The sequence below is a fragment of the Pseudomonas sp. MN1F genome (assembly GCF_009391885.1).
GTDB lineage: Bacteria > Pseudomonadota > Gammaproteobacteria > Pseudomonadales > Pseudomonadaceae > Aquipseudomonas.
In genome coordinates, this window is record NZ_VZII01000041.1 from 100,452 (window position 1) to 126,002 (window position 25,551).

A 25,551-nucleotide genomic window follows, 5' to 3' on the forward strand; every position below is an offset into this window, starting at 1 on the left:
ACTGCCTCATGGTATGGGGAATGCAGTAAGAATGTACCTTGGCATGTAGTTGTATTCGACGAATTCTACCACAACCCTTACTTTTGTCATGCTGACTGGCGTGCTCTGGGCTGATCGGTAAATGCCCCATCCTACAATCTGTTTGGTGTCAAAATCCAAAACCAGGCGATTGCTGTTGCGAATAAATTTGGTTTTGGAGAACATTAATATACGAAGCCGATTGGCTTTCAGTGCTTGGCTAACCGCACGTTCTGCAATGTCCATTTTCTCGAAGGTAGACATTACACTGGCTGATCTTACTTTCTTTAGTCGCCACTGCAATGCCGCAATGTCTTTTTGAAAATGATGCTTCTCAGTATGGCCGCCGATGCTTCGGTTCGGTGCGTGGAGCGGCTTTTCGCTTGTAGCAATACTTATTCTGCCGGCGCGTACTGAGGAAACCCGGAATGCGTTGTAGATAGATGCAGTGGATAACGGTACTGCAAATTCAGTAGCAAGGCCAATAACTCGGCCGGTTGATCGTGATGCGCCAATTGCTTCTGCGGCTGTAGCTCCAGCTTTGAACGCGTAACTATCAGTTTCTTTGCCTGTCATAATCTGTGTGGATGCAGCTGAAAGTTGATCAGATGCGTGTACGCCCATAGCGATGCAACCCGCCTTTGAAATCATGGTTGGTTCTGGTAGCGCACACAATACGCTTGCACCAGCAAGCTCAATAATTCCGCCAACGAGTCGAAAGCTGCCAAATATGCGATTGGACGCCATTTCTGCAGGCGTGAGGGATTCATGGGAGAGTACTGCGGCCATTTGTGCAAAATTAAGAATTACGCGAAAATTTCCATCATCCGTCATCACGCGATTCCTACGCAAATGGCTTGTTGGTTGTCCTGTCCCAGCCACCAGAGACGATGCCGGCACTCCCTCCATCCACGCGCCGTTGCTGAGTGTATTCGAATCTAATGCGACCGTAATTGAGTGTTACCACTTCGACAGGTAAGCCCGATTGTTCTGCGGCTTGCCCGCTTACCAGTGCAATGAGTACCTCTTCAAGCACAATGTCTAGATACTTGAATTTCTCAGCTCCTGCACGATGGACGCGAATGGTTACGGTTTTTATATGAAGGCCCCTGCAGCAAAGCTCAAATAGTTTAGGGGTTGCACGGTCGATGTACTTGCCGATTTGAAAATCCCCAAGGGTAACACCTCCCGCGGAGGCACCGCCGCTTGAACTGGCGGTATGGCTAATAGACTGCATGGCGTCGTAGTGATAGGACAGCAGTTCTATCCAACCTTTGTGCCCCTCATCAAGCGACTCACCCTCAATACCATCAACCTTCATAAATGCATCAAACGACATAGTAGTTCCTTACTATTGATCAAAACTCGAACTAAAGATCTTTGGCGAGTTTGCGTTCAGCTTTCCTGCCTGAGGCGTCGCAGCATCCTCCAACTTCTGGATAAGCGCCGCCGTCTTGCAGGTTCCACTCGACTTGATGACCTCTGCGATTTCGCAGGCGTAATTGAGCTGAATCAACCTGCCAGAATCAACATTCTAGAGGTCTAAATTGCATTGGTGGTGTAAGACCAGTTCGCAAGGACTTGTAGGAAAAGTCGCCATGTGGTCACCTTTCCATATCAATAGGGGCATTCTGGGTGAAAGTACTGAAGGCGGAAAAATTGAAGAGATCGCCGATGTGGAGCAATTACCGATGAAAGGGCAAAAAAAGTCCCCAGCCAGAAGGCTGGCATCGAGCTTTCTACAAAGCCCAGCCCAGCCTAGACTCGAGTGCTTGAGTGAACAGCAACACGCCCAACGGCCGGTTTTTCTTGGTATTGCTTGATCCTGCTCAAGGTAACCGCGGGTTGCCCTCGCGATGGCGGCGCAGTTGTGGTCTTCTGGCGCGGCATCTAGGAAAGAGAGGATTGATTTTTCATGCGAGTCAGGGACGAGACCTATTGGCAGTGGGCCGACGCACAGTTGCACAGCCGCTGCCATGACGAAGTGCTCAGCGACGGCACTTCGCTGGATATCCAGGTGCGCCTGTCGCGGCTCGGTGCAACGCAGCTGTTCCTCGGCCTCTACGGTAAGGATGGCAAGGCACTGTTGGAGGAGTACTACCCGGCGCGGCCCGGCGAAACCATGACCCGTGCGCTGGTATGGGGTGTGGACCGGGCTCGGGCGCTGGCCACCGGTGCGTTGCCGTTGCCCGTGCTGCAGCGGCGCCTTCAGGCCTGAGGGTGGCGGGCGCTGGCAGCCTGGACGATGCGCTGGGCTGGCACTGCTAGTTGGCGCAGCAGGTAGTCGGCGAACGCCGGTTCCCAGGGCTGCAGGGCAATCGCGTCGCGCATGCAGGTCAGCCAGATCGCTGCGTGCTGTGCGTCGATTGGCCATTGTGCATGGAATGATGGAATACCGATCGAGCCATAGCGCTCGGCGTACAGCCGTGGCCCGCCCAGCCAGCCACTGAGGAAGCACGCCAGCTTGTCGCGCGAACCGGCGAGGTCGGCCGGGTGCATCTGCCGCACCGGGGCGGCTGCCGGGTCCTGGTCCATCAGCCGATAGAAGTCGTCGACCAGACGGCGCAGGCCGTCGATGCCGCCAGCGGCCTGGTACGAAGCATCGCCAGTGCCATATGCAGGGGTAGTCATGCTGGGTTCCACAATCACGGGCCGGCATTGTAGCAGGCATGAAAAAGCCCGGCCTATGCAGGCCGGGCTCCATAAGTGGTGGCGAACCCTCAGTTCAGCGGTTCGATCACCTTGACTGCCTGCCGCTCACGGGCGGCGGGCCATTCTTGTTGCAGGGTCTGTAGCACGCGGCCGACGAACTCGGTATCGGCGGCGGCCTTCTTGCCGACGTAGCCCTGGCCACGGCGGTAGACCTTAAAGCGGGCGCGCATGCTGGGCAGGTGCGCTTCGAATTCATCTTCGACCGTGTTCGGCGGCAGGCGGTCGATGCGCACCTCGCCGGTCTGGCTGACCCACAGCAGATGGTCGTCGAGGCTGTCCTTGCGTACCGCGAACAGCTGGGCCAATTGGTCGATAGTCGGATTGTTGTTCAAGTTCATCATAAAGCCCCCATCACCTATTTGTTTTTGATTGTCACAGTTGGCACTACAGGTTGTAGCGCACTACCAAGGCTGCTACAGCAGCATCGCAACAGGGGCTTTCTCACGCTGCCTTTTGGACAGATTCCCTCTCCACGGACGGCCTGCGTTACCGCGCAAGCCGTCTGGAACACCCTTGCCACCGCTCCCGATCAGGGAGACGGCTTCATCATGCACAAGGCTGAGGAACGGCGTCAATGGTTTTGTAGTGAATATTTTTAGTCACTACATTTTTGTCATATTGTCTGGCAATCCGTTCGGCGGTGACTCAGCGGTCGAGCCCGGAAAGAATCTGGAACGCCGCACGCACACGGGCTTCATTGGGGTAATTGCGGTTGGCAAGCAGGGCAATGGCCTTGCCTTCGGACGGGATGAAGGCGGCGTAGACGCCGAAACCGTTGGTGGATCCGGTCTTGTTGTACCAGGCTGCAGGCAGGGCCGGGAGCGCCGGGTTCAGGCGCTGGGTGGGCTGCGGCTCACGAATCAGGCGCGGGCTGTTGCCATCGACCAGCGTGTCCAGCGCGACCGGGTACGGGTAGCGCTCCCAGCCCAGGCCCTGGGTCATGGCACCAACCTTGAAGTAGCCGGCCTGGGTGATTTCGGTCGCCTTGCGCAGTGCCGGCGGCAGTGCGGCAGGCTGCATGTGCAGGCGCACGTAGCGCAGCAGGTCGCTGGCGCTGGTCTTGATGCCGTAGGCTTCGTCGGCGTAGGGGCCGGGGCTGACCCGCACCGGGCGGTTCTGCGCGTCATAGCCCTGTGCGTACAGTGCCTGTGCAGCCTGCGGCACCTGCAGGTAGGTATGCTGCAGGCCCATCTGCGGTAGCAACTGCTGGGTCATGACGGTCGCGAATGGCTTGTGTTGCGCACGTGCCGCGAGGTCGCCGAACAGCCCCAGGCTCGGGTTGGAATAGCAGCGCTGAGTGCCATGCGCGGTGCGCGGCTTCCAGTTGCGGAAGAACGCCAGCGTCTGCTCCGGCGTCTGTACTTCATCGGGGAACTGCAATGGCAGGCAATCGGCGCTGTAGGCGCCGAGCTCCAGCACGCTGGCTTCGCCCAACGGTGCACCGGCGAGGGCCGGTTCGTAGCGCCGGGCAGGGGCGTCGAGGTCGAGCTTGCCTTCAGCACTGGCTAGCGCCACGAGGGTGGCAGTGTAGGTCTTGCTCAGCGAACCGATTTCGAACAGGGTGTCGGCGGTCACCGGCTTGCCGTCGGCCTTGCTGGCCACGCCATAGCTGAAGTAGTGGGCCTGGCCGTTGGCGTAGACCGCCACCGCCATGCCGGCGATGTCCTGTTCTTTCATCAGCGGCCTGATGACCCCGTCCACCTGTGCTTGCAACGGCTCGCCAGCGTGCGCGCAGGCGACGCCGAACAGGATGATCAGTGGAGCAAGACGTACGAGCGGCATGTAAGGTCCTTTTCGTGGGTGTGTCCGTTGAGCGACACCAATGGGGGTTCCGGCGTTAGCGGGAAAAAACCCAAGACCTTATCGTCTGCCCTTGCACAACGACAAGATGGAAACTGTTATGAAGTATTTGCGCATGTTGTTCGACAACTTCACCCTATGCCTGCTCGGGGTGGTGCTGATCGCCACCGTGCTGCCTTGCTCGGGCGACGGCGCGGTGTATTTCGGCTGGCTGACCAACCTGGCGATAGGCCTGCTGTTCTTCCTGCACGGTGCCAAGTTGTCGCGCGAGGCGATCATCGCCGGTGCTGGCCACTGGCGCCTGCACCTGCTGGTGTTCTCCTGCACCTTCGTGATGTTCCCGCTGCTGGGCCTGGCGTTCAAGCCGCTGTTCGTACCATTGGTGGGTAACGAGTTGTACCTCGGCGTGCTGTACTTGTGCGCGCTGCCTGCCACCGTACAGTCGGCCATCGCCTTCACCTCGCTGGCCCGCGGCAACGTGCCGGCAGCCATCTGCAGCGCGGCGGCTTCCAGCCTGATCGGCATCTTCCTTACCCCGCTGCTGGTGGTGATGCTGCTGGGCGCCAGTGGCGATACCGGTTCAGGGCTGGACGCCGTGTTGAAGATCACCCTGCAGTTGCTGGTGCCGTTCGTGGCCGGGCAGATCGCACGGCGTTGGATCGGCGCCTGGGTCAAGAAGAATGCCCGCTGGCTGAAGATCGTCGACCAGGGCTCGATTCTGCTGGTGGTGTACACCGCGTTCAGCGAGGCGGTGGTCACCGGCCTGTGGCACACCGTGTCGCCGCAGCACCTGGCCGGGCTGTTCGCCGTCTGCGGGATCCTGTTGGCGCTGGTGCTGTTCGGTACGCGTATGCTGGGCAAGGTGCTGGGCTTCAGCCTGGAAGACCGCATCACCATCCTGTTCGCCGGTTCCAAGAAGAGCCTGGCCACCGGGGTGCCTATGGCCCAGGTGCTGTTCGTGGGAAGTGGCATCGGCGCGATGATTCTGCCGTTGATGCTGTTCCACCAGATCCAGTTGATGGTATGTGCGGTGCTGGCGCAGCGTTATGCCAGCCGTGAGCAGGTGGGTGAGGGGGCTACTGCTTCTTCCTGATAGCTGCATGGTGCCTGTACCGGCCGCTCCCACAGCGGCCGGTACAGGCTATCGAGCCTGCCCGGAACTGCGCTCGCGCAATGCCTTGCCCACCTCGGCCTCGATCTTGTAGGCCGGCCCTTCCAGCTCTTCGTAGTTGCGCGTATAGCGCCGGGCAAACTCATTCACGCCCAGTTGCTGATACTGCTGCACATGCTTCAGTTCATGGGCCCACAACGCTACGTTGTCCTCGGCATCGCTGGCATGGCGGAAGATGATGGTGTCGATCAGCGTCACCGCGTTCACGTCCGGGTTCTGCAGCATGGCGTTGGCCGCCGTGACCTGCTGCTCGTTACCGACCCGGTAGCGCGCGGCATCGAGCACGGCAAAGTCATACCAGGGCTCCAGTTGCGCGCGGATGTGCAAAGGGATCGGTTGACTGCCGCTGGCGGTGGCCTCGTCGCGAGCCTGTTGCAAGGCAAACGCCAGGCTACTTGACGCCACGGTCTCGACATCCTTGAGAATCTGCCCGGCCTGGCCGGGGTCGATCGGCGCGCAGAAGCAGCCCATCAGGCACACCTGATACTGCCCGGGCGGGCAGGCCTGTTCGGCCAGCGCGGGGGTTGCCAGCAGCGCGAGCAGAAGGAGGAATGGCTTCATTATGGAGGCAGTTCTGGCCGAGATGAGCTTTGACGGGGCGCGTGATCATAACATAGCGTTCGTTGGCCAGATGATCATTCACTCGGGAGGCAGGCATGGCAGAACAACAAAAAGTGGTGCTGGTGATCGGTGCCGGGGACGCCACCGGTGGCGCGATCGCCAAGCGCTTTGCCCGTGAGGGTTATGTCGCGTGTGTCACCCGCCGTCAGGCCGAAAAGCTGCAGCCGCTGATCGACGAAATCCGTGCTGAAGGGGGCCAGGCCCATGGCTTCGGCTCGGATGCGCGCAAGGAACAGGAGGTTACCGAGCTGGTCGAAACCATCGAGCGTGATATCGGCCCGATCGAAGCCTTTGTCTTCAATATCGGCGCCAATGTGCCGTGCAGTATCCTGGAGGAGACACCGCGCAAATACTTCAAGATCTGGGAAATGGCCTGCTTCGCGGGCTTCCTGACCGCCCAGGCCGTGGCCCGGCGCATGGTCACCCGTGAGCGCGGCACCATCCTTTTCACAGGCGCCACCGCAGGCACGCGCGGTGCTGCCGGTTTCGCCGCCTTCGCCGGGGCCAAGCATGGCCTGCGTGCCCTGGCCCAGAGCATGGCGCGGGAGCTTGGCCCGCGAAACATCCACGTTGCCCATGTGCTGGTGGATGGTGCCATCGACACCGCGTTCATCCGCGACACGTTCCCCGAACGCTACGCGTTGAAGGACCAGGACGGCATTCTCGACCCGGCGCACATCGCCGACAGCTACTGGTTCCTGCATGCCCAGCCCCGTGATGCCTGGACCTTCGAACTGGACCTGCGCCCGTGGATGGAGCGCTGGTAAGCCTTACTGACCAAGGAGCGTGACGTATGAGCAAGACCGTGGAGTTCTACTTCGACCTGGGCAGCCCGGCCAGTTATCTGGCCTGGACCCAGCTGCCTGCACTTTGCGCCAGGCAGGGTGCGGCTTTGATTTACCGGCCCATGCTGCTGGGTGGGGTGTTCCAGGCCACCGGCAACGCGTCGCCGGCGATGATCCCTGCCAAGGGCCGCTACATGACCACCGACCTTGGCCGTTACGCCCGCCGCTATGGCGTGCCGTTCGGGCTGCCGCCGGGGTTCCCGGTGAACACGCTGACCCTGATGCGCGGCGCCATCGGCATGCAGCTACGTGCGCCAGCGCAATTCGAAGCATTGTTGGCCGTGCTGTTCAAAGGGCTTTGGCAACACCGGCGTAACTTGAGCGATGGCCCGACACTGGATGAAACGCTGCGCCAGGCCGGCTTCGACCCGGAGGCATTTCATGCGCTGGCGGCGGATGGCGAGGTAAAGGCCGAACTCAAGCGAGTGACCGAGGAGGCGGTTGCGCGGGGCGTGTTCGGTGCGCCGACCTGCTTTGTCGACGGGGAGATGTTCTTCGGCCAGGATCGCCTGGATTTCGTCGAAGAAGCGTTGAGCCGTTGAGGCTGGATGGCCTCGCCATGGGCGAGGCCAAACCTGGCTCAGAAATTCGCCGGGGTGTTGGCGCTGATGATTTCCGCCTCGTCCTGGCCAATGTTCTTGAAACTGTGCGGCAGGGTAGTGGGGATATAGTAGCCATCGCCCGAGTTGAGGACGCTCACCTGGCCATCGACCCACAGTTCCACGGTGCCACGGGTAACCAGGCCACATTCTTCGCCTTCGGCATGCACGATCGGCTCGCCCGAATCGGCACCCGGGGCATACAGCTCGCGCAGCATGCGCATCTGCCGGGCCTCGACGCTGGCGCCGACCAGCAGCATGCGCAGGCCATTGCGGCCCAGGTCCGGCTGCTCGCTGGCGCGGAACACGAAGCGCTCTTCGCGCACCGGCTCGTCGAAGCTGAAGAACTCAGCCAGGGTCATGGGGATCCCTTCGAGGAGTTTTTTCAGGGAGCTGACCGATGGGCTGACACGGTTCTGTTCGATCTGCGAGATCGTCGAGTTGGTCAACCCGCTGCGGCGGGCCAGTTCCCGTTGGGAGAGGTTGTTGCGTTCACGCACCAGTTTGAGTCGCGTCCCCGTGTCCATAGCCGCCTTGTAATCAGAGGTGTTTAAAATAATTAGCGACGCATTAAAACATACTCTGCACGCTTGCGCGCTGTGCTTTCAGGCACGTTGGTCACGCGGCAGCGGCCACAGCCCAACCAGCAGCAACAGCAGTGCAACTGCCAGGAACGGCAGGCGTGGGTCCAGGGCATAGACCAGCGTTCCGGCCAGCGGGCCGATCACCGCGCCCATGCCCTGGGCTGCGCCAATCGAGCCTGCGGTGGCGCCTTGCTCCGAGGCCTGCATGGCATTGGCCGCCAGCGCGGAAAACGCCGGGAACACAAAGCCCATGCCGGCCGCAGCGACAAAGTAGCAACTCCACAGCCAGGGCGCCGTGGTGGCCAGCGCGCCACAGGCGAAACCCAGCGACGACACGCTGGCGCCGACCCGGATCATCTTCAACGGCGGCCACTCCAGCTGGCGCAGCAATACCTGCGACAGGATCAGCGCCACGCCGACGGTGGTCAGGGCGATACCGGCAGCCTGCGCGGCATCGGTCGGCGCCAGTTGCAGGCGGTCGAGGGCGAAGAAGCCGACGACGATCTGTGACACCGTGACGCTGAGCATGGCGCTGAACGCCACCAGCAGCGGCCGGCGCAAGCGCGGGTCGCTGAGCCGGACGGGGCTGGGCGCATGGCTTTGCGCCAGGGGCTGGGGTTTGAGCTTGAACAGCAATACCAGGAAGGCGCTGGCTGGCAGCAACGACATGATGTGAAACGGCAGGCTGAGGCTGTGCTGTGCCAGCACCGCTGCCAGCGCCGGCCCCACCACCAGGCCGACGGCATTCGCCGCGCCCAGCGAAGCCATGGCCCGCGCCCGCCGCTGCGGCTCGACATGGTCGGCGATCAGCGCATTGCAGCCCACCGGGATGGCGGCGTAGAAGGCACCGATGCAGCCGCGTGCCAGCATCAGCCCGACGAAGGCCAGGCCCGCCCCTGGCAACCAGCGCAGCGCCCCTTCTACAAAGAGGCACAGCAGCCAGTAGGCCAGGGTGAAGCCGGCGCTGCCCATCAGCAGGATCCGGCGGCGCCCCAGGCGGTCGGACAACCGCCCCCAGGGGCGCGCCAATAGCACCCAGACCACGCCGGCCACGGTCACCGCCGCGCCGGCCTGCCAGGTGGCCATGCCGAGCAGGCGCGAGATCGGCCCGATCAGCGCGACAAAGGCCATCATCGACATGGTGCAGGCCATGTTGGCCAGCAGCAGCGGGCGCATGTCCAGCGTGTTGGCGGGTGTCAGTAATGCAGGATCCTTTGCGACGTTCATCAGGCAGTCCAAGGCAGGGCGACAAGAGAGCTGTCGAGCTTAATGAGAATAATTGTTGTTTGTCGAGCCCGCCCGGGCATCAGCCTGTCATTCGCTGCGCCGCACGGGGCCTGGCCACATGCTACGCAACACGCCGTCCCGGCGCACCAGGGCATGCATCAATGCCGCGCCCAAATGCACCAGCACAGTGGCGAACAGCAGGTAACCGGCCCAGCCATGGGCCTGGCGCAGCACGGCATACAGTTGCAGGTCGTGCGGGGCGATCGCCGGCAGTTGCAGGGGGCGTGGGTAGCCGCCCGCCGACAGCATCGCCCAGCCCAGCAGCGGCATGGCCAGCATCAGGCCGTAGAGCAGCAGATGCGAGGCGCCAGCAGCAAAACGCTGAAACGCGGGCAGGTCGGCTGGCAACGGCGGGTGTGGCAAGGTCAGGCGCAGGCCTATGCGCACGATGACCAGCACCAGCAATGCCAGGCCGGTGGCCTTGTGCAGTTCGATCAGCAGCGGGTGGCGCGGTGACAGGTCGCCGATCATGCTCACGCCGATGAACAGCATGCTGATGATCAGGATCGCCATCAGCCAGTGCACCAGGCGCGCCAAGGGGTGGAAGACTTCAGGTTTCATCGCTGTGCTCCTGCGCCGAGAGTCTCGCGGCTGCGGCGGTTGAAGGATTCCGAATAGGCCGCCGAACGGGCGGCGAGGATCGGGTCGGCGGAGGGCTCTATGCCGCTGGGCAGGATCAATGGGTCGAAGTTCAGGTCACGGCAGGCGCCTTGTTCGGGGGCGTCGACCTGTTCGACCACCAGGGTGCCGGCATCGACACTACGGCGCTCGGCCGGCCAAGGGCGGGCCGGGTCGTCCACCGCATCGCCCTGGTCGGCCAGCACCAGGCGCAGGGTCCAGCGCAGTGGCCCTTGGGCCAGGCGCTGTTGCAAGTCGTGCTGGAGGAACTGCTTGTCGTCGACCTGGCCGGGCAGGGCGGTGAATGGCGTTTGCGGTTCGAGCTGCCAACGTACCGGGTGCGCCGTGCCGCTGGCATCGATCAGGCGGAAGGCGTTGATGCTGTGATACTGGGTGCTGGCGAAGCTGTCGCTGGGCTTGTAGCCCGCCGCCCACTGGCGAAACGCTGCGCTTTCCGGGTGGGCGGCGAAAAATGCCTGCAGCTTTGCCGGGTCCGGTTTGCCGGTGGCCGGGTCTGGCGCGCCTGCCAGCACCTGGTCGTAGAAGCCTTGCGGGTTACTCACCGCCAGCACCGGTGGGTTGTTCATGCCGGTACGCCAGATCTGGCCGTCATCGGTACTCAGCTGGATTGCCAGGCTGCGCACCGGTACGCCAGTGTCCGGGGCGAACGGGTTGGCACCGCCGATGGCGAAGCGGCCGATCACCGGCACCCGGGCCTGGCTGAAGGCCCGTGCAGTGGACAAGGTCGCGGCCTGCCCGCTGGGCTGGAAGTAGCCGCTGATGCACAGGCCCTTGGCGTGGTTCTTGCGGTAGCCCGGATGGTGGCCGGCCTGGGCCTCGAAGGTGTCGATGATGCGTTGCGGGGTCAGTTGCGGCCCGCCGATCCAGCCGGCCGCATAGGCGAAGCCGGCCCCCAGCGCCAGCATCACGGCGCCTATGCCGGCCAGGCGCAGCGCCTTGGCGGGGCCTTGCAAGGGTGAGTTCATGGTAGTCATCCGGTTCAGTGAAGGTGCCGGTACGACGGGTCAGGGAAAAACTTATTCCAGCGGCGGGAATAGATTTTCTTGCCAGGCGTCTGCCCCATACACTGACAACCCCAGCGCCCGGTACCTGACCATGCACGATCTGGACGAACAGCAATGGCGTGAGCTGTTGCAGCGCCTGCGCCGCTTTGCCGTGTGGCTGACCCGTGAGCCCGGTAGCGCCGATGACCTGGTTCAGGCCACGGTCGAGCGCGCCTTGAGCCGCCGTGGCCAGCAACGCGAAGCCGAGGCCCTGCGCGCCTGGCTGTTCACCATTCTTTATCGGTTGTTTCTCGATGGTAAGCGCCGCGAGCGCCTGCATGCCCGCTGGCTGTCGTGGTTCGGCCGCGGCGCCGTTGAACACGAAGCGGTGGGCGACAATACCGAGGACATCGTCATGGCCCAGGCCGACTTGCAGGCCTTCGCCCACCTGTCGACCGAGCAGCGGGCGTTGCTGTTGCTGGTCAGCATCGAGGGGCTGAGTTACAAGGAAGCGGCCCAGGCCCTGCAAATTCCTATTGGCACGGTGATGTCGCGCCTGTCGCGTGCCCGTGCTGCCTTGCGAGAACTGACCGAGGGCAACCCCCAGCCGCCGGCCTTGCGGAGACTCAAATGACACGCCTGATTCCCGGTGAAGACGAGCTGCACGCCTATATCGACGACCGCCTGGCGCCCGCGCGGCGCGCCGAGGTACAGGCCTGGCTGGCGGCCAACCCGCAGCAAGCAGCGCGGGTCGAGGCCTGGCGCAACGATGCCCGGCGCTTGCGTGCGGCCTTGGCAGGGTTTGCCGAGCAGCCTGGGGCGGCCACCCTCGATTTGCGTCAGGTGCAGCAGCGGGTGCGCCAGCGCCGGCAGCGGCGGCTGGCTTCGGCGGCGGTGTTGTTGCTGGCCATGGGGGTCGGCGGAGTGGGGGGGTGGCAGGCGCGGCAGGTGACCTTGGCCAGCCATGACTTGCCCATGGCCGATGCGGTGCAGGCTCATCGGTTGTTCGCTGGCAGTGAGGCACTGGATATCCAGGCCAGTGACCCGGCGCAGCTGCGCGACTGGCTGGGCCGGCATTTCAGCCGCGTGGGGCAGTTGCCGGACCTGGCGGGTTACGGTTTTCAACCGGTGGGCGCGCGGTTGCTTAGCAACGAGCAGGGGCCGGCGGCGCTGCTGGTGTTCCAGGATCGCAACGGCCAGCGCATCAGCCTGTTCCTGCGCTCGCCGGGTGATCGCTATGAGCGCATGCCGCAGGGGCAACGGGTCGATGGGCAGCTGGAGGCGCGGTACTGGTCGCACGGGGCGTACAACTTTGCCCTGGTCAGTGCGGCGGACGATGGGCGTGGGGCGGGTGTGGGGGAGGCGTTGCGGTTGGGGTTGTAGCGGGTGTTTCTGGCTTGAGGCATGCAGGGGATTTGAGGTCGAGCGCCGCCCGCGCGGCGCTCGGTCTCACCGGCGACACATCCCTGACGGCATGCACCACGGACAACTCATCCCAGTTCGAGCCAGATCGGCGCATGGTCCGAAGGCTTTTCCATCCCCCGCAACTCATAGTCCACGCCGCCCGCCTTGATCCGCGGCACCAGGGCCTGGGAGGCCATGATCAGGTCGATGCGCAGCCCGCGCTTGGGTTCGTCCTCGAAGCCGCGGCTGCGGTAGTCGAACCAGCTGAAGCGGTCTGCCACCTCCGGGTACAGGTGGCGGAAGCTGTCCACCAGGCCCCAGCCCTTGAGGCGCTCCATCCACTCGCGCTCTTCCGGCAGGAAGCTGCACTTGCCAGTTTTCAGCCAGCGCTTGGCGTTGTCCGGGCCGATACCGATATCGCAGTCCTGGGGCGAGATGTTCATGTCGCCCATCACCAACACCGGTTGGTCGTTCTTGAACTGCCCTTCGAGCAGCGCCTGCAGGTCGCTGTAGAAGCGCTGCTTGGCCGGGAACTTGGTGGGGTGGTCACGGCTTTCACCTTGCGGGAAGTAGCCGTTCATGATGGTGATCGGGGTGCCGTCGGCATCGGCGAAGGTGCCCCAGATGAAGCGGCGCTGGGCATCTTCTTCATCGGTGGCAAAGCCCTTGAACAGGCTCAGCGGCGCCTGGCGCGAGAGCAGGGCGACCCCGTAGTGGCCCTTCTGGCCGTGGTAGTGCACGTGGTAGCCCAGCGCCTGGACATCGGCCAGCGGGAACTGATCGTCGCTGACCTTGGTTTCCTGCAGGCCGATCACGTCCGGCTGGTGCTTTTCGATCAGCGCCGCCAGTTGGTGCGGGCGGGCCCGCAGGCCGTTGATGTTGAAACAGACGATCTTCATGGAAAGACAATCCTGGTAAAAGGCCGGATGCTAGCCGACATCGGCATTCATCACCAGCGTGGCAGCTTGGTCCGGGCACTGCTAACGTGCTGGATGAGGTGAACGATGCGCAGTGGAGCACCTCCAAGGCATTGACATGCCCTTTCCAGGAGGACTACCCGCCATGCTCGAAGCCCCTGCCGCCCAGGCGCGTATCTGCACCCTCGATGACGGCTACAGCCGTGAGGCACGCTCGCTGTTGTACAACGCCTACCGTCACGAACCGACCTTCGCCTATATCTTCGAAGCCCAGCGCCCAGGCTACGAGCGCCGGCTGCGGGTAATGGTGCGCGAGTGGGTACGCCAGCACTTTTATCTGCAATTGCCGGCCATCGGCCTGCTGCTCGACGACCGCCTGATCGCCCTGGCCCTGATCGTGCCGCCGCAACGTCGCCTGGGTGTGGCCGACAGCTGGGCCTGGCGTTTGCGCATGCTGCTGGGCACCGGCCAGCGCTGCACCCGGCGTTACATGGATTACCAGGCGGCGCTGGCCAGCTGTCTGCCGACCGGGCAGGTGCACATGCTGCCATTGCTGGGGGTGCATCCACAATTTCGCGGCTGCCACTACGGCGAACAATTGTTACAAGCGGTTCACGACTGGTGCGCGGAAGACCCCAATACCCAGGGCGTGGTGCTGGACTCTGGCAACGAGCATTACCTGGCCTTTTACGCGCGCCAGGGCTATGAAGAGATAGGCGAGGTCGCTGTAGGGCCAATCCGAGAAAGAGTGTTCTTTCATCCCAATCCAGTGTCATCCATACCATCAATTGCTTGAAGTGGGCCGCCAGGCGCCTCCCTTGAGCGCCTGGCTCTGGTAGCATGCGCCGCATGACGTATTCAGGAAGACTAACCTGGGGCCTGGTTTTCTGGGCCGCCAGTTTTGCAGCATGGGGCCAGAGCGAGTTGCTGGTGAAGGTTAAACCCGCCAACAAGGAGCTCAAGACCAATGTCGAAGGCTATATCGGTACCCTCGGAGACCGCGATGAAGAAGCGCTGCTGCGTTTCAGTCGTGGGGCCGAGGAGCAGGCGCGCAAGGCTGCGCAGGCACTTGGCTACTATCAGGCGCAGATCGATACCGAGGTCAAGCCGCCAGCCAAGGCCGACCAGCCCCCCCAACTGATCATCAAGATCGACCCCGGCGAGCCGGTGCGCCTGCGCAACGTGACCGTGCGCGTCGAAGGGCCGGCCAGCGAGATGAAAGCCTTTCGCGTGCCTGACAGCAGGGCCCTGAGGGCGGGCGAACAACTCAACCATGGCCTGTATGAAGATGCCAAGCGGCTGATCCAGAACCAGGCTTCGCGCTATGGCTTCTTCAATGGCCACTTCACGCGCCAGCGCCTGGCGGTCGACCCTCAGGCCGGTGTGGCGGATATCGAGCTGGTTTACCAGAGCGGTCCGCGTTATCGCCTCGGGGCGGTGAAATTCACGGGTGACACGCCGCTCGACGAAGACCTGCTGCAGCGCATGGTCTCGTTCAAGCCTGGCACACCCTACGACTCCGAACTGATCGCCCAACTCAACAACGACCTGCAATCGAGCGGCTATTTCGAAGGCGTGCGGGTCGATGCCGCGCCTACTGCGGCGGTGGGCGAAGACATCCCGGTGGACGTCCGCCTCGACACCCGCAAGCCCCGCACCATGGGCCTGGGCCTGGGCTTCTCGACTGACGTGGGGCCGCGTGGCAAGGCCAACTGGACACGGCACTGGGTCAACCCGCAAGGCCACAGTTATGGCTGGGAAACCGAGATTTCGGCGCCGCGGCAGAACGTCGGCTTGTGGTACGACGTGCCGCTGGATCCTCCCCTGACCGACAAGCTGCGCTTCGCCGGCGGCTACCAGAACGAAGAAATCGCCGGCACCGACACCCTCAGCAAGCTGCTGACCGTCGGCCCGGAGTGGCACAGCAAGCTGGCCAGTGGCTGGCAGCGGGTGATCTCGCTCAAGTACCAGCGCGAAGAGTATCGCCTGGGCGATGATTCGGGGCTGAGCAATCTGCTGATGCCAGGCGTGAGCTTTTCCTACCTGCGCAGTGACAACCGCATCGACCCGCACAACGGTTACCGCTTGCAGTTCGACACCCAGGTAGCCAAGGAAGGGCTGATGTCCGACACCAACCTGTTGCACGGCAATGTGCTGCTCAAGGGCCTGACCACCGTCGGCCACAATCACCGTTTCCTTGGGCGGGTGCAGTTCGGTGGCAGCGCCACCAACGGCTACAAGAACAACATTCCGCCGTCGCTGCGTTTCTTTGCCGGTGGCGACCAGAGCGTGCGCGGCTACGACTACCAGACCTTGTCGCCGAAGAACAGCGACGGCGACCGCATCGGCGGCCGCTATCTGGTCGCGGGCAGTGTCGAGTACCAGTATTCGCTGGCCGAAAAATGGCGCGTGGCAACCTTCATCGACCAGGGCAACGCGTTCAACACGTTGGAGCTGCCCAGCCTCAAGACCGGGGTCGGTTTCGGCGTGCGCTGGGTCTCGCCGGTAGGGCCGTTGCGCCTGGACCTGGCCAAGGCACTCGATGACGACGGCGGTATTCGCCTGCACTTCTCCATGGGGCCTGAGCTGTGATGCGTGTGTTGAAATTCATTCTGCTGGGCGTGCTCGGCAGTGTGCTACTGGTGGCCCTGGCCCTGGGCCTGTTGCTGGGTACCGAAGCTGGCAGCCGCTGGGCACTCGGCCGGGTGCCAGGGCTGACGATCGACGATTTCCAGGGGCGCCTGGCGGGTACCTGGCAGGCCAGCCATTTGAGCTGGATCGACGGCGGCAACACGGTGCACGTGGAGGCGCCGCTACTGAGCTGGTCCCCGGCTTGCCTGATGCGCGCCACGCTGTGTATCGACCGGTTGCATGCCCAGCGGGTCGACATGGCCTTCGCGCCAAGCGATCAACCAGCCGAAAGCGGTCCGCTGCAGTTACCTGCACTGCGCTTGCCAGTGGCGATCGAGGTGGGCGAGGTGAAGGTAGGGCAGTTGCGCCTGGATGGCAGTGATCTGCTCGGCGATCTGCAACTGGCGGCGCATTGGACAGCGAGCGGCCTGCGCATCGACAGCCTGCAGTTGCAACGTGACGATTTGCACGTGCAAGTGCAGGGCGATCTACAGCCTGAAGGCGATTGGCCGCTACAACTTCAAGGCCAGGTGCAGTTGCCTGAGGTAGAGGGCAAGGCATGGCAACTGGCGCTGAACGCCAAGGGTGAATTGCAGAAAACCCTTACCCTCGATGCCACCAGCAGCGGCTACCTTGATGCACGCCTGAGCGGGACGGTACAGGCCCTTGCCGAACACCTGCCGGCGCACCTGCAGATTCGCGCCGAGGCCTTCAAGCCAGCGGCTTCGTTGCCCGACACGTTGCAGCTCGATCAGCTCGTGCTGGATGCCCGGGGCGACCTGCTCAAAGGCTATCAACTGTCGGGTAGCGCCAGCCTGCCGGCCGAGCAGGCACCGATCGCACTGGCGCTGACCGGCAAGGTGGACGCCAAGGGCGCCAAGCTGGATGCCCTGGACCTGACCGCCAGTGACACCCAGCGCGTCAAGCTGCAGGCCAGCGCCGACTGGCAGCAGGCGCTGAAGGCCGATGCCCAACTGGATTGGCAGGACTTTCCGTGGTTGCGCCTGTATCCGCTGGAAACACCGCCGCAGGTTACCCTCAAGCGTTTCAATGCCCAGGTTCAATACCAGGATGGCAATTACCAAGGCACCTTCAACGGTGACCTCGATGGCCCGGCCGGGGCGTTCACCCTGGCCAGCCCGTTCGAAGGTGACCTGGGCCAGGTGCGCCTGCCGCAACTGGCGCTGACGGCCGGGCAGGGCAAGGCGGCGGGCAGCGTCGCGGTGCGCTTCGCCGATACCCTGGCCTGGGACGTCGACCTGCAGTTGTCGGCCCTGGACCCTGCCTACTGGCTCGCCGAGCTGCCCGGCACCCTGGCCGGGCCGTTGCGCAGCAAGGGTGAAATGAAAGGTGAGCAGCTCAGCCTGAATGCCCAGCTCGACCTCAAGGGGCGCCTGCGCGGGCAGCCGGCGGTGCTCAAGGTCGAGGCACAAGGGGCCGGGCAGAACTGGACGCTCGGCGCCCTGGCCGTGCAATTGGGCGATAACCGGATCAACGGCAGTGGCAGCCTGCAGCAGCGCCTGGCCGGGCGTGTCGACCTCGACCTGCCGCGGCTCGGCCAGCTGTGGCCGAGGCTGCAAGGGCAGGTAAAAGGGCGCCTGGACGTCAGCGGCACGCTAAATGCGCCGCAGGGCAACCTGACCCTGCAGGGCCAGCAACTGGCACAGGAAGAAAACCGCCTCCAGCGGCTCGAACTGGAGGCCCGCCTGGACAGCGCTCAACGGGGCGTGATCGACCTCAAGGCCAGCGGCATCCGCCTGGGCGACACGCTGCTGGGCACCTTGCAGGCCAATGGCAAGGGCGACATCCGTCAGCAGGCACTGACCCTGGCGCTGGACGGCCCACAGCTCAAGCTCGACCTGGGTCTGGATGGTCAACTGAACAAGGGCGACTGGCGTGGTCGCCTGGCCAGCGGCAGGATCCAGGCCGGCGGCCAGGACTGGCAACTGCAGGCTCCGGCCCGCCTGCAGCGGCTGGCCAGTGGCCAGATAGATTTCGCTGCTCATTGCTGGCGCTCCGGTCAGGCCAGCCTGTGCGGCGAGGACCAACGCCTGGCGCCTGAGCCGCGTCTGCGCTATCACCTCAAGCAGTTCCCGCTGGATAGCCTGGCGCAATGGCTGCCGAAGGACTTTGCCTGGCAGGGCATGCTCAACGCCGACGTGAACCTGGATATTCCGGCCAGCGGCCCGAAAGGCAACGTGCGTATCGATGCCAGTGGCGGTACGTTGCGCGTTCGCGACAAGGGCCGCTGGATCGACTTCCCATACCAGGCCCTGCGCCTGGACAGCACCCTGGCGCCACGCAGGGTCGACACACGCCTGGATTTTCGCGGTGAACGCCTGGGTGAACTGAGCCTGAACACGCGCCTCGATCCGTTGGGCAAGAACAAGCCGCTGTCGGGCGACTTCCGCCTGGCCGGGCTGGACCTGTCGATCGCCCGTCCGTTTGTGCCAATGGTCGAGCGCCTGGCCGGGCAGTTGAATGGCAGCGGGCGCTTGACCGGCACCTTGCTGGCGCCACAGGTCAACGGCAACCTGATGCTCAGTGGTGGCGAGGTCAGTGGTGCCGAGTTGCCGGTCAGCCTGCAGGATCTGTCGCTACAGGCCTTGATCGCCGGTGAGCAGGTGCAGATCAATGGCGGCTGGCGCAGCGGGGAAGCCGGGCGCGGCCAGCTCAACGGTCACCTGACCTGGGGCCAGGCCCTGGGCATGGACCTGCGTCTGCAGGGCCAGCAGCTGCCCGTGACCGTGGAGCCATACGCCACATTGGAAGTTGCACCAGACCTGAACCTGCGCCTGATCGACGACAAGCTGGCGGTGACCGGCAAGGTGCTGGTGCCCAAAGGCAAGATCGTTGTGCGCGAGCTGCCACCCTCTACCGTCAAGGTCTCGGACGACACGGTCATTGTTGGCCACCAGACCGAAGAGGGTAAACCGCCCATGGCGATGGCCATGGACATCGACGTGGTCGTGGGGCAGGACACGCTGTCGTTCAGCGGCTTCGGCCTGACCGCCAACTTGCTTGGCCATGTGCACATTGGCGACAACATGGACACCCGAGGCGAGTTGAGCCTGGCCGATGGCCGCTACCGTGCCTACGGCCAGCGCCTGATCATTCGCCGCGCACGGCTGCTGTTCGCCGGGCCGATCGACCAGCCCTACCTGGACATCGAGGCCATCCGCAAGGTCGACGATGTGATTGCCGGTATCCGCCTGAGTGGCAGTGCCGAGCAGCCGACTACCACGGTGTTCTCGGAACCGGCCATGAGCCAGGAGCAGGCGTTGTCCTATCTGGTGCTCGGGCGCCCGCTGGGGACCTCTGGTGAGGACAACAACATGCTCGCCGAAGCGGCATTGGGCCTGGGCCTGGCGGGCAGTGCCGGGATTACCGGCAGCCTGGCATCGGGCCTGGGGATCGATGACTTCCAGCTGGACACCGAAGGCTCCGGTAACAGCACCAGCGTGGTAGCCAGTGGCAACCTGTCCGAGAAGCTCAGCTTGCGCTACGGGGTCGGGGTGTTCGAGCCGGCCAACACCATTGCGCTGCGTTACAAACTCAGCAAGAAGGTGTATCTCGAAGCCGCCAGCGGGCTGGCAAGCTCGTTGGATATTTTCTACAAGCGAGACTTCTGAGGGCGCGTCAGCGTACGGTGGCGGCCTCGATGAATTCGTTGGTTTCGGCGGGGGCAGGCGTGTCGGGCTTGCGGATGGGGGTGATCAGCTTGGTGTACTCCTCGATCAGGCGGTTGAGTGCCTCGGGTGGTTCGCTGGCATGAAACTGCATGCGGATCTGCACTTCGTCAGGGTCCCGGGCTTCAGCCTGGCGGCCCTGTGCGCCGATCGTCACCTTGAAGCTGGCGGCACCGGCCTGTTCACTTGCCTCGCGTAAGGCATGCAGCCCCTCGGTGGCCTTTACCCGCACCGACAGGTCTACCTGCATGCGCTCCAGGGTCAGGCCCTTGGGTGCCACCAGGGCGAACAGAGGCACGCGCATGAGGTGGCGGTCGTCCATGGCAACCTCGACCATCTTCGCCTTCATCGGGCTACCAAGCGCCTGGGTGTCGCAGTCGAAAAATTGATCGAACAGGTTGATGTACTGCTGGGCTATCAGGCTGTTGGTGGCCGCAGCGGCCTCCTGGAGACCGCGGGTGATATCGCACAGGTCGATGGCGGTCATCGGGGCTGGTGGGTTGTCCAAGATGTTGGCTCCTGAGGCAGGAAGAGGCCCCGCTGGCACGCGCAGGGCAACCGGTCAAACAACGAGCGGACCATCAAGGGGTAGTGGCACCTGCGGCTGCGTTGTTGGTGATGGCAGGGGAGTTTTTGAGGGTGTCGCCCTGCGAAATTGCATCCTGGCTTTCCAGGGTTGAAGTCTTGACCACTGTAGGCTTGGTGGCGGCCTCGGTGAGGAAGTCGATCACCCGCATCATGGCTTCTGGCGGATCCTGGCGGCGCAGCGAGGTATTGAACGCATAGCGTGCCCGGGTATCGGTCTTGCGGGTTTGCGTGGACTTGCTGCTGATACTGCCTTTCACATCCAGCTTGAAAGGCCCCCAACCCAGTGAGGCCGCCAGCTCGCCGCTTTTGCTGGACTCGCTGAAGTCCTCGGCCATCTGGCTGATGGTCAGTTCGAACTCGACGTTACCTTCTTCGATGGTGATGTTCGGGTGGGTGATGGCTGCCAGCAGTGGCACCTTCATGGACTTGCTGACGACGCCTTTGTACTCGCCTTGTTCGTCAACGATGGTTTCGTCGTAGTCGAACTGGATGGCAACGGCTTTGCCATCTTGCACGCAGACCTGCATGAGGAAGTCTGCATAGGATTTGCTGGCTGTGACCTGCGCCTGCACCATGGCTTGCAGCGGTGCGGCGATCATGCGGTCCATGGGCAAGGCATTGATGACCGAGCCGATGAGGCTGTTGTCGATGGACATATGCGTCTTCTCTTTTTTTCAGGGTTGAGGGTGCGGCCACTATTGGGGGCCGCAGCGGGGCGTCAGCGTGAACAATGTTCCTGCCGACGGATGTTGCCGATCTGGCGCAGGCTCAAGCCGTACTTGTCGGCCAGCAGGCTGCGTGACAGGCCGTTGGCGCTTTCTTTCTGGATTTGCAGGTTGCGCAGCTGGCGCACAAAGTGGTCTGCCTTGGGGATTTCCAGGGCCACGCCGGCAAAGCGCTTGATCAAGGCATCAAGTGCGTCTGCCGGGAGTACATCAGCGAGCTTGGTGCGTTCGCGATGCTTGGGTATGTATTTGGGCCTGCCGCCGTAGGCGCAGGTCAGCTGGTAGGCGTTTTCAAGGCCGATGCATTCGATCAGGGCCTGCAACGAATGCGGTAACTGGCCGATGTCGATGGATGTGAGATCTGGCAGTTCCATATGAGACTTCCTCGCGGTGGTTGGGGCGCGATGCCTATCGTTGGCATGGGGGAATTCTCGGTGAGTGTCGAATGTTGCCGCTAGGCGCCAAGTGGGCTGGCAGTTGTAGTTTTGGTGAGCAGGGCTTGCAGGCAACGGTGTCGTGCGATGTAGGAAGTTGCCTATATGCTGCCGTGCAGGCCCGATTTCTCGTAGAGTTGCTTTTCCATGGAGCTAGTAAGTTCCAGCCCCCTTATTCACAGGGATAACTGTTCAGCAGGCTTGCACCGGCAAGGTAGGCATGCGCTTTAGTTGGCTGCACTTGTGGCAAAGTGCGCCAGTCGATGACCAGGCAAAGGCTGTTCAATGGCTGGTTATCGAGCATGCCTATGACCCTGTCGAAGGTCCGCCGATAGCGGGCGACGGTGTTGCCCAAGGGCTCGACCTGGTCTGCCTGGGCCAACGCCTGGCGAGCCAGTTCTGGCAGCAGCGGGTGCGGGACGGTGAAGTAGGCATGGCCGGGCCTGGCGTGCAGGTGCCCGGCTGCGCGGGTTCTTTGCCACAGTTGTTGCCATTGACTGCTGCCAGCATGGGCAGCCAGCTGGCCACCTAGCTCGAGCAATTGCTCAGGCGGCGCCTGGCGGGTGTCCAGGGCCTGGATGGGAAGTGACGGAGCGAACAGTATGATGAACAGCGCGAACCTGCGCATGGTGCCTCCAGCATGGATTGGGGAAAGCCGATGCTTTCAGGCCTGACATGCCACGCTAAGCAGGAAATACAGCGCTGCAAGGCGTCAGCGTTGTATCATTGTTGCCGCTCGTTGTGAGCAAACACCCCCGATGTTGAAGGATTTTTCGATGACACACGTGCAGCGCCTCAAATACTCGCTTCTGATCATCCTGGTGGTGCTGGGCCTCATGCTGGGCCTGTCGCATCTGCAGAAGCAAGGCACGATCAGTGAACAGACCTTCCAGATGCTGGCCATTGCCATTGCCGTGGTCGTGGTGGTGATCAACGGGATTCTGCGGCGCAAGGTCAAACCCTGACGCTTGCCGGCCGGCCGCGTCTGGCCGGCCTTCAGTCAGCGCGACAAGGGCTGTGCGAGTACGGCGCGTGCTTCGGGCTTGAGGCTGTAGCACTTGTCGCTGCCAAGGCTGATCACCCCCTCCGTGCACAGCCGTTTGAGCACCTCGCGCACGCTCAGGAACGACAACGGTATGTCCAGTTGCTCCAGTTGCGCATGCACGCCGCGCACGCCAATGCTGCGCCCGGTGCGGTCTGCGGTGTACAGCGCATCGATCACCTTCAGGCGAATGAGGCTGGTGCGCAGGCCGTAGTTGCGCAGCAGTTCGCGTATCTGCTCGTTGCCGGTACGCTCGTCCACGCAGGCGGCCGCTCCATTGGCTGCCTTGCCCGGCACGCACCCGGTCTGCAATGTGGGTTGCGGGTTGTACATGTGAATGCTCCTTTTCGTGGACTGTCCCGAAATATGGGTGCCTCACTGATTAGGACGAATGAGAACGGAAAATCTGCAGCTTCTGCCTGAAAAAATGCTGCCGGTGTTTCTTGAAGACGGTTCGCGGCGCCTGTGTGCGTAAAATTTTCATCCAGCCATTCGTTTGATCGGGAATGACCCCCTGAATCCGAGGAATGCCCGTGTTGCCAATTTCGCGTCCCTTGACCTGTGCCAGCCTGGCGGCTGCCCTGGTCGCCTCCAGCGTAGCCGTGCAGGCTCGGGAAACCAGCGCTGATGCCAGTGCGCAGATTCGCCGCACCAGTTTTGGCGTGCCGCATATCGTCGCCAAGGACGAGCGCGGTCTGGGATATGGCATTGGCTATGCCTATGCTCAGGACAACCTGTGCCTGCTGGCCAATGAAGTACTGACGGTCAACGGTGAGCGCTCGCGTTATTTCGGCGCCCAGGCCAAAACCCTCGAGCAACGCGACAACCTGGCCAGCGACCTGTTCTTCACTTGGCTCAACACGCCGGCAGCAGTCAGTGGCTTCCTGCAGGCCCAGCCAGCGCAGGTGCGCGAGCTGCTGGAGGGTTATGCCAGCGGTTTCAACCGCGCCCTGGCCGAGCGGCGTAGCCAAGGCCTGCCAGCGGAGTGTGGCGATGGCCAGTGGGTGCGCCCGATCGCCAGCCAGGACCTGGTCAAACTGACCCGTCGCCTGCTGGCCGAAGGCGGCGTGGGCCAGTTTGCCGAAGCGCTGGCGGGCGCTCAGCCCCCCAAGCTGGCAGCCCAGCGAGCAACCCCGGGCTTTGACGTGGCGCTGGCCCAGCAGCAGCGCTTTGCCTCCGAGCGCGGCAGCAACGCGGTGGCTGTGGGGGCGCAACGCTCGGCCAATGGCCGTGGCCTGTTGCTGGCCAACCCGCACTTCCCGTGGATGGGTGGCATGCGTTTCTACCAGATGCAGTTGACCATTCCAGGCAAGCTGGATGTCATGGGGGCCGCCTTGCCCGGCCTGCCTGTGGTGAACATCGGCTTCAACCGCCACCTGGCCTGGACCCACACGGTGGATACCTCGAAGCACTTCACCCTGTATCGCTTGCAGTTGGACCCCAAGGATCCGACCCATTACCTGCAGGATGGCAAGTCCATCCCCATGGTACGGCAAACCGTGAGCGTCACGGTCAAGGCCGCCGATGGCACCCTCAGCCAGATCGAGCGCCAGGTCTACAGCTCCAGTTTCGGGCCGGTGGTGCAGTGGCCAGGTCGACTGGACTGGGACACCCAGGCAGCCTATAGCCTGCGCGATGCCAACCTGGACAACACGCGCGTGCTGCAACAGTGGTACCGCATCAACCGTGCCGACAGCCTGGAGGCCCTGAAGGGGTCCATCGAACAGTTGCAGGGCATCCCCTGGGTCAACACCCTGGCGGTCGATGCTGCAGGCACGGCGCTGTACCTGAACCAGTCGGTGGTGCCCTATGTCGATCAGCAACTGCTGAGCGAATGCAGCAACCCGGCGGCGCAAGGCCCGCTGGTAGTGCTGGACGGGTCGCGCAGCGCCTGCCAGTGGAAGGTCGATGCCCAGGCCGCGCAGCCTGGCATCTTCCCGGCACGGATGCTGCCCAGCCTGGAGCGCAACGACTTTGTGCAGAACTCCAACGACCCAGCCTGGATGGCCAACCCGGCCCAGCCGTTGACCGGCTTCTCGCCGTTGATCAGCCGCAGCGACCAGCCACTGGGCATGCGCGGCCGCTTTGCCCTCGAGCGCCTGCAAGGCAGCGCCAAGCTGAGCGTCGACGACTTGCAGCGCATGGTGCTGGATGACGACGTGTACCTGGCCAGCCTGGTACTGCCCGACCTGCTGCAGTGGTGCAAAGGGGTTGAGGCCGACCTGCAGGCCGTGTGCGCCAGCCTCGCCGCCTGGAATGGCAAGGCCGATCTGAACAGTGGTATCGGCCTGGTGCATTTCCAGAACATGGTCGAGGCCCTGGCCAAGCACCCGCAAAGCTGGCGTGTGGCCTTCGACCCGGCAGACCCGCAGCACACCCCGCGTGGCCTGGCGGTGGAGCAGGCGGCAGTGCGCAAGCTGTTGCGCGAAGCGGCCTTGACGTCATTGCAGCAAGTAGCCAAGGCCGGTGTGGAGGAGGGCAGCCGTTGGGGGCAGATCCAGCAAGCCGCCGATGGCACGCCGGTACCGGGCGGGCCGCAGCAGCTGGGGGTCTACAACGCGATGTTCAGCGTGCCGCACGGGCCGGGTAAGCGCCTGGTGGTCAGTGGTACCAGCTACCTGCAGGTGGTGAATTTCACTGAAGATGGGCCACAGGCGCGCGGGCTGCTGGCGTTCTCGCAGTCCAGCGAGGCCGGCTCGGCGCACTTCAGTGACCAGACCAAGGTGTTCTCGGCCAAGCAGCTGGCAGCGATACCGTTTACCGAGGCGCAGATCAAGGCGGACCCGGAGTATCGGCAGTATGTGATCAGTGAGCGGGACAAGGGGGCCGTGGCCAGCCGGCCTTGAGGCGAGAGCCTGTCAT

At 63.2% G+C, this 25,551-nt stretch carries 28 protein-coding genes; 12 read left to right on the forward strand and 16 right to left on the reverse strand.

The features are described from left to right. Positions 1–6: 6 nt before the first annotated feature. Complete coding sequence (locus tag F6X59_RS20535; RefSeq protein WP_152957849.1) at positions 7–852, reverse strand: RNase A-like domain-containing protein; 846 nt, start codon at positions 850–852, stop codon at positions 7–9. A 10-nt stretch (positions 853–862) separates the two neighbouring features. Further along, positions 863–1,357, reverse strand: coding sequence for a type VI secretion system tube protein Hcp (locus tag F6X59_RS20540; protein ID WP_152957850.1), 495 nt, complete (start codon positions 1,355–1,357; stop codon positions 863–865). 259 nt (positions 1,358–1,616) lie between these two features. Here F6X59_RS20540 and F6X59_RS20545 point away from each other — a divergent pair, with 259 nt between their 5' ends. Continuing rightward, positions 1,617–1,841 carry a hypothetical protein gene (locus F6X59_RS20545; RefSeq protein WP_152957851.1) on the forward strand — a complete coding sequence of 75 codons (225 nt, stop codon included), beginning with the start codon at positions 1,617–1,619 and terminating at the stop codon, positions 1,839–1,841. Positions 1,842–1,933: 92 nt separating this feature from the next. Continuing rightward, positions 1,934–2,236, forward strand: coding sequence for a hypothetical protein (locus tag F6X59_RS20550; RefSeq protein ID WP_152957852.1), 303 nt, complete (start codon positions 1,934–1,936; stop codon positions 2,234–2,236). Here F6X59_RS20550 and F6X59_RS20555 read toward each other — a convergent pair. The 3 genes from F6X59_RS20555 to ampC form a co-directional block, all read right to left on the reverse strand. After that, complete coding sequence (locus tag F6X59_RS20555; RefSeq protein ID WP_152957853.1) at positions 2,227–2,649, reverse strand: group II truncated hemoglobin; 423 nt, start codon at positions 2,647–2,649, stop codon at positions 2,227–2,229. The two genes, F6X59_RS20550 and F6X59_RS20555, sit on opposite strands and share 10 nt — an antisense overlap. A gap of 89 nt (positions 2,650–2,738) precedes the next feature. Beyond that, positions 2,739–3,071, reverse strand: coding sequence for a hypothetical protein (locus tag F6X59_RS20560; protein WP_027916800.1), 333 nt, complete (start codon positions 3,069–3,071; stop codon positions 2,739–2,741). A gap of 304 nt (positions 3,072–3,375) precedes the next feature. Next, positions 3,376–4,512, reverse strand: a complete 1,137-nt coding sequence (ampC, locus tag F6X59_RS20565; RefSeq protein WP_152957854.1) for a class C beta-lactamase — start codon at positions 4,510–4,512, stop codon at positions 3,376–3,378. A 118-nt stretch (positions 4,513–4,630) separates the two neighbouring features. On the opposite strand from ampC, the gene F6X59_RS20570 reads away from it, so the two are divergent. Then, a complete protein-coding gene (locus F6X59_RS20570) occupies positions 4,631–5,623 on the forward strand; it encodes a bile acid:sodium symporter family protein (protein WP_372240464.1) in 993 nt (330 codons plus the stop codon). Positions 5,624–5,671: 48 nt separating this feature from the next. On the opposite strand, the gene F6X59_RS20575 is transcribed toward F6X59_RS20570, so the two are convergent. Then, the gene (locus tag F6X59_RS20575) at positions 5,672–6,262 is read right to left on the reverse strand and encodes a DUF4157 domain-containing protein (protein ID WP_152957856.1); all 591 of its coding nucleotides are present in this window, start codon (positions 6,260–6,262) and stop codon (positions 5,672–5,674) included. Between the two features lie 95 nt (positions 6,263–6,357). Here F6X59_RS20575 and F6X59_RS20580 point away from each other — a divergent pair, with 95 nt between their 5' ends. Then, complete coding sequence (locus F6X59_RS20580; protein WP_152957857.1) at positions 6,358–7,089, forward strand: SDR family oxidoreductase; 732 nt, start codon at positions 6,358–6,360, stop codon at positions 7,087–7,089. Positions 7,090–7,115: 26 nt separating this feature from the next. Next, the gene (locus tag F6X59_RS20585) at positions 7,116–7,709 is read left to right on the forward strand and encodes a 2-hydroxychromene-2-carboxylate isomerase (RefSeq protein ID WP_152957858.1); all 594 of its coding nucleotides are present in this window, start codon (positions 7,116–7,118) and stop codon (positions 7,707–7,709) included. A 38-nt stretch (positions 7,710–7,747) separates the two neighbouring features. Here F6X59_RS20585 and F6X59_RS20590 read toward each other — a convergent pair whose 3' ends face one another. The 4 genes from F6X59_RS20590 to F6X59_RS20605 form a co-directional block, all read right to left on the reverse strand. After that, a complete protein-coding gene (locus F6X59_RS20590) occupies positions 7,748–8,293 on the reverse strand; it encodes a cupin domain-containing protein (RefSeq protein ID WP_012314247.1) in 546 nt (181 codons plus the stop codon). Between the two features lie 78 nt (positions 8,294–8,371). Further along, the gene (locus F6X59_RS20595; RefSeq protein WP_152957859.1) at positions 8,372–9,577 is read right to left on the reverse strand and encodes an MFS transporter; all 1,206 of its coding nucleotides are present in this window, start codon (positions 9,575–9,577) and stop codon (positions 8,372–8,374) included. An 87-nt stretch (positions 9,578–9,664) separates the two neighbouring features. Next, complete coding sequence (locus tag F6X59_RS20600) at positions 9,665–10,198, reverse strand: cytochrome b (protein WP_152957860.1); 534 nt, start codon at positions 10,196–10,198, stop codon at positions 9,665–9,667. Next, on the reverse strand, positions 10,195–11,241 hold the full coding sequence (locus F6X59_RS20605; RefSeq protein ID WP_152957861.1) for a catalase family peroxidase: 1,047 nt from the start codon (positions 11,239–11,241) through the stop codon (positions 10,195–10,197). The genes F6X59_RS20600 and F6X59_RS20605 overlap by 4 nt, the downstream gene beginning before the upstream one ends. Before the next feature lie 130 nt (positions 11,242–11,371). Here F6X59_RS20605 and F6X59_RS20610 point away from each other — a divergent pair, with 130 nt between their 5' ends. Next, positions 11,372–11,893, forward strand: coding sequence for a sigma-70 family RNA polymerase sigma factor (locus tag F6X59_RS20610; protein WP_152957862.1), 522 nt, complete (start codon positions 11,372–11,374; stop codon positions 11,891–11,893). After that, positions 11,890–12,642, forward strand: a complete 753-nt coding sequence (locus F6X59_RS20615) for an anti-sigma factor (RefSeq protein ID WP_152957863.1) — start codon at positions 11,890–11,892, stop codon at positions 12,640–12,642. Before F6X59_RS20610 ends, F6X59_RS20615 begins: the two co-directional genes overlap by 4 nt. Positions 12,643–12,749: 107 nt before the next feature. Here F6X59_RS20615 and xthA read toward each other — a convergent pair whose 3' ends face one another. Then, on the reverse strand, positions 12,750–13,562 hold the full coding sequence (gene xthA / locus F6X59_RS20620) for an exodeoxyribonuclease III (protein ID WP_152957864.1): 813 nt from the start codon (positions 13,560–13,562) through the stop codon (positions 12,750–12,752). Positions 13,563–13,725: 163 nt separating this feature from the next. Here xthA and F6X59_RS20625 point away from each other — a divergent pair, with 163 nt between their 5' ends. The 3 genes from F6X59_RS20625 to F6X59_RS20635 are packed head-to-tail and all read left to right on the forward strand — an operon-like array spanning position 13,726 to position 19,843. Then, on the forward strand, positions 13,726–14,376 hold the full coding sequence (locus F6X59_RS20625) for an N-acetyltransferase (RefSeq protein WP_152957865.1): 651 nt from the start codon (positions 13,726–13,728) through the stop codon (positions 14,374–14,376). A gap of 53 nt (positions 14,377–14,429) precedes the next feature. Beyond that, a complete protein-coding gene (locus F6X59_RS20630; protein WP_152957929.1) occupies positions 14,430–16,172 on the forward strand; it encodes an autotransporter assembly complex family protein in 1,743 nt (580 codons plus the stop codon). Next, positions 16,169–19,843, forward strand: coding sequence for a translocation/assembly module TamB domain-containing protein (locus tag F6X59_RS20635; protein WP_372240465.1), 3,675 nt, complete (start codon positions 16,169–16,171; stop codon positions 19,841–19,843). Before F6X59_RS20630 ends, F6X59_RS20635 begins: the two co-directional genes overlap by 4 nt. Before the next feature lie 7 nt (positions 19,844–19,850). Here F6X59_RS20635 and F6X59_RS20640 read toward each other — a convergent pair whose 3' ends face one another. The 4 genes from F6X59_RS20640 to F6X59_RS20655 form a co-directional block, all read right to left on the reverse strand. Further along, on the reverse strand, positions 19,851–20,408 hold the full coding sequence (locus F6X59_RS20640; protein WP_256669384.1) for a DUF2589 domain-containing protein: 558 nt from the start codon (positions 20,406–20,408) through the stop codon (positions 19,851–19,853). Positions 20,409–20,481: 73 nt separating this feature from the next. After that, positions 20,482–21,144 (reverse strand): DUF2589 domain-containing protein, encoded by a 663-nt coding sequence (locus tag F6X59_RS20645; protein ID WP_152957867.1) that lies wholly within the window; start codon positions 21,142–21,144, stop codon positions 20,482–20,484. A gap of 62 nt (positions 21,145–21,206) precedes the next feature. Next, positions 21,207–21,587, reverse strand: coding sequence for a Mor transcription activator family protein (locus F6X59_RS20650; RefSeq protein WP_152957868.1), 381 nt, complete (start codon positions 21,585–21,587; stop codon positions 21,207–21,209). 232 nt (positions 21,588–21,819) lie between these two features. Next, positions 21,820–22,275 carry a hypothetical protein gene (locus F6X59_RS20655; protein WP_152957869.1) on the reverse strand — a complete coding sequence of 152 codons (456 nt, stop codon included), beginning with the start codon at positions 22,273–22,275 and terminating at the stop codon, positions 21,820–21,822. A gap of 148 nt (positions 22,276–22,423) precedes the next feature. Between F6X59_RS20655 and F6X59_RS20660 the strand changes: the two genes are divergently transcribed. After that, positions 22,424–22,612, forward strand: coding sequence for a hypothetical protein (locus F6X59_RS20660; protein WP_003248064.1), 189 nt, complete (start codon positions 22,424–22,426; stop codon positions 22,610–22,612). A 35-nt stretch (positions 22,613–22,647) separates the two neighbouring features. Here F6X59_RS20660 and F6X59_RS20665 read toward each other — a convergent pair whose 3' ends face one another. Next, positions 22,648–23,022, reverse strand: a complete 375-nt coding sequence (locus F6X59_RS20665; protein WP_152957870.1) for a fe2+ zn2+ uptake regulation protein — start codon at positions 23,020–23,022, stop codon at positions 22,648–22,650. A gap of 200 nt (positions 23,023–23,222) precedes the next feature. On the opposite strand from F6X59_RS20665, the gene F6X59_RS20670 reads away from it, so the two are divergent. Further along, positions 23,223–25,535 carry an acylase gene (locus F6X59_RS20670; RefSeq protein ID WP_372240466.1) on the forward strand — a complete coding sequence of 771 codons (2,313 nt, stop codon included), beginning with the start codon at positions 23,223–23,225 and terminating at the stop codon, positions 25,533–25,535. The last annotated feature ends 16 nt before the right edge of the window (positions 25,536–25,551 follow it).

What these genes read in the sequence shown, in the direction of transcription:
- F6X59_RS20535 (WP_152957849.1), bottom strand. Translation starts at nt 852, where the DNA reads ATGACGGATGATGGAAATTTTCGCGTAATTCTTAATTTTGCACAAATG.
- F6X59_RS20540 (WP_152957850.1), bottom strand. Translation starts at nt 1,357, where the DNA reads ATGTCGTTTGATGCATTTATGAAGGTTGATGGTATTGAGGGTGAGTCG.
- F6X59_RS20545 (WP_152957851.1), top strand. Translation starts at nt 1,617, where the DNA reads ATGTGGTCACCTTTCCATATCAATAGGGGCATTCTGGGTGAAAGTACT.
- F6X59_RS20550 (WP_152957852.1), top strand. Translation starts at nt 1,934, where the DNA reads ATGCGAGTCAGGGACGAGACCTATTGGCAGTGGGCCGACGCACAGTTG.
- F6X59_RS20555 (WP_152957853.1), bottom strand. Translation starts at nt 2,649, where the DNA reads ATGACTACCCCTGCATATGGCACTGGCGATGCTTCGTACCAGGCCGCT.
- F6X59_RS20560 (WP_027916800.1), bottom strand. Translation starts at nt 3,071, where the DNA reads ATGATGAACTTGAACAACAATCCGACTATCGACCAATTGGCCCAGCTG.
- ampC (WP_152957854.1), bottom strand. Translation starts at nt 4,512, where the DNA reads ATGCCGCTCGTACGTCTTGCTCCACTGATCATCCTGTTCGGCGTCGCC.
- F6X59_RS20570 (WP_372240464.1), top strand. Translation starts at nt 4,631, where the DNA reads ATGAAGTATTTGCGCATGTTGTTCGACAACTTCACCCTATGCCTGCTC.
- F6X59_RS20575 (WP_152957856.1), bottom strand. Translation starts at nt 6,262, where the DNA reads ATGAAGCCATTCCTCCTTCTGCTCGCGCTGCTGGCAACCCCCGCGCTG.
- F6X59_RS20580 (WP_152957857.1), top strand. Translation starts at nt 6,358, where the DNA reads ATGGCAGAACAACAAAAAGTGGTGCTGGTGATCGGTGCCGGGGACGCC.
- F6X59_RS20585 (WP_152957858.1), top strand. Translation starts at nt 7,116, where the DNA reads ATGAGCAAGACCGTGGAGTTCTACTTCGACCTGGGCAGCCCGGCCAGT.
- F6X59_RS20590 (WP_012314247.1), bottom strand. Translation starts at nt 8,293, where the DNA reads ATGGACACGGGGACGCGACTCAAACTGGTGCGTGAACGCAACAACCTC.
- F6X59_RS20595 (WP_152957859.1), bottom strand. Translation starts at nt 9,577, where the DNA reads ATGAACGTCGCAAAGGATCCTGCATTACTGACACCCGCCAACACGCTG.
- F6X59_RS20600 (WP_152957860.1), bottom strand. Translation starts at nt 10,198, where the DNA reads ATGAAACCTGAAGTCTTCCACCCCTTGGCGCGCCTGGTGCACTGGCTG.
- F6X59_RS20605 (WP_152957861.1), bottom strand. Translation starts at nt 11,241, where the DNA reads ATGAACTCACCCTTGCAAGGCCCCGCCAAGGCGCTGCGCCTGGCCGGC.
- F6X59_RS20610 (WP_152957862.1), top strand. Translation starts at nt 11,372, where the DNA reads ATGCACGATCTGGACGAACAGCAATGGCGTGAGCTGTTGCAGCGCCTG.
- F6X59_RS20615 (WP_152957863.1), top strand. Translation starts at nt 11,890, where the DNA reads ATGACACGCCTGATTCCCGGTGAAGACGAGCTGCACGCCTATATCGAC.
- xthA (WP_152957864.1), bottom strand. Translation starts at nt 13,562, where the DNA reads ATGAAGATCGTCTGTTTCAACATCAACGGCCTGCGGGCCCGCCCGCAC.
- F6X59_RS20625 (WP_152957865.1), top strand. Translation starts at nt 13,726, where the DNA reads ATGCTCGAAGCCCCTGCCGCCCAGGCGCGTATCTGCACCCTCGATGAC.
- F6X59_RS20630 (WP_152957929.1), top strand. Translation starts at nt 14,430, where the DNA reads ATGACGTATTCAGGAAGACTAACCTGGGGCCTGGTTTTCTGGGCCGCC.
- F6X59_RS20645 (WP_152957867.1), bottom strand. Translation starts at nt 21,144, where the DNA reads ATGTCCATCGACAACAGCCTCATCGGCTCGGTCATCAATGCCTTGCCC.
- F6X59_RS20650 (WP_152957868.1), bottom strand. Translation starts at nt 21,587, where the DNA reads ATGGAACTGCCAGATCTCACATCCATCGACATCGGCCAGTTACCGCAT.
- F6X59_RS20655 (WP_152957869.1), bottom strand. Translation starts at nt 22,275, where the DNA reads ATGCGCAGGTTCGCGCTGTTCATCATACTGTTCGCTCCGTCACTTCCC.
- F6X59_RS20660 (WP_003248064.1), top strand. Translation starts at nt 22,424, where the DNA reads ATGACACACGTGCAGCGCCTCAAATACTCGCTTCTGATCATCCTGGTG.
- F6X59_RS20665 (WP_152957870.1), bottom strand. Translation starts at nt 23,022, where the DNA reads ATGTACAACCCGCAACCCACATTGCAGACCGGGTGCGTGCCGGGCAAG.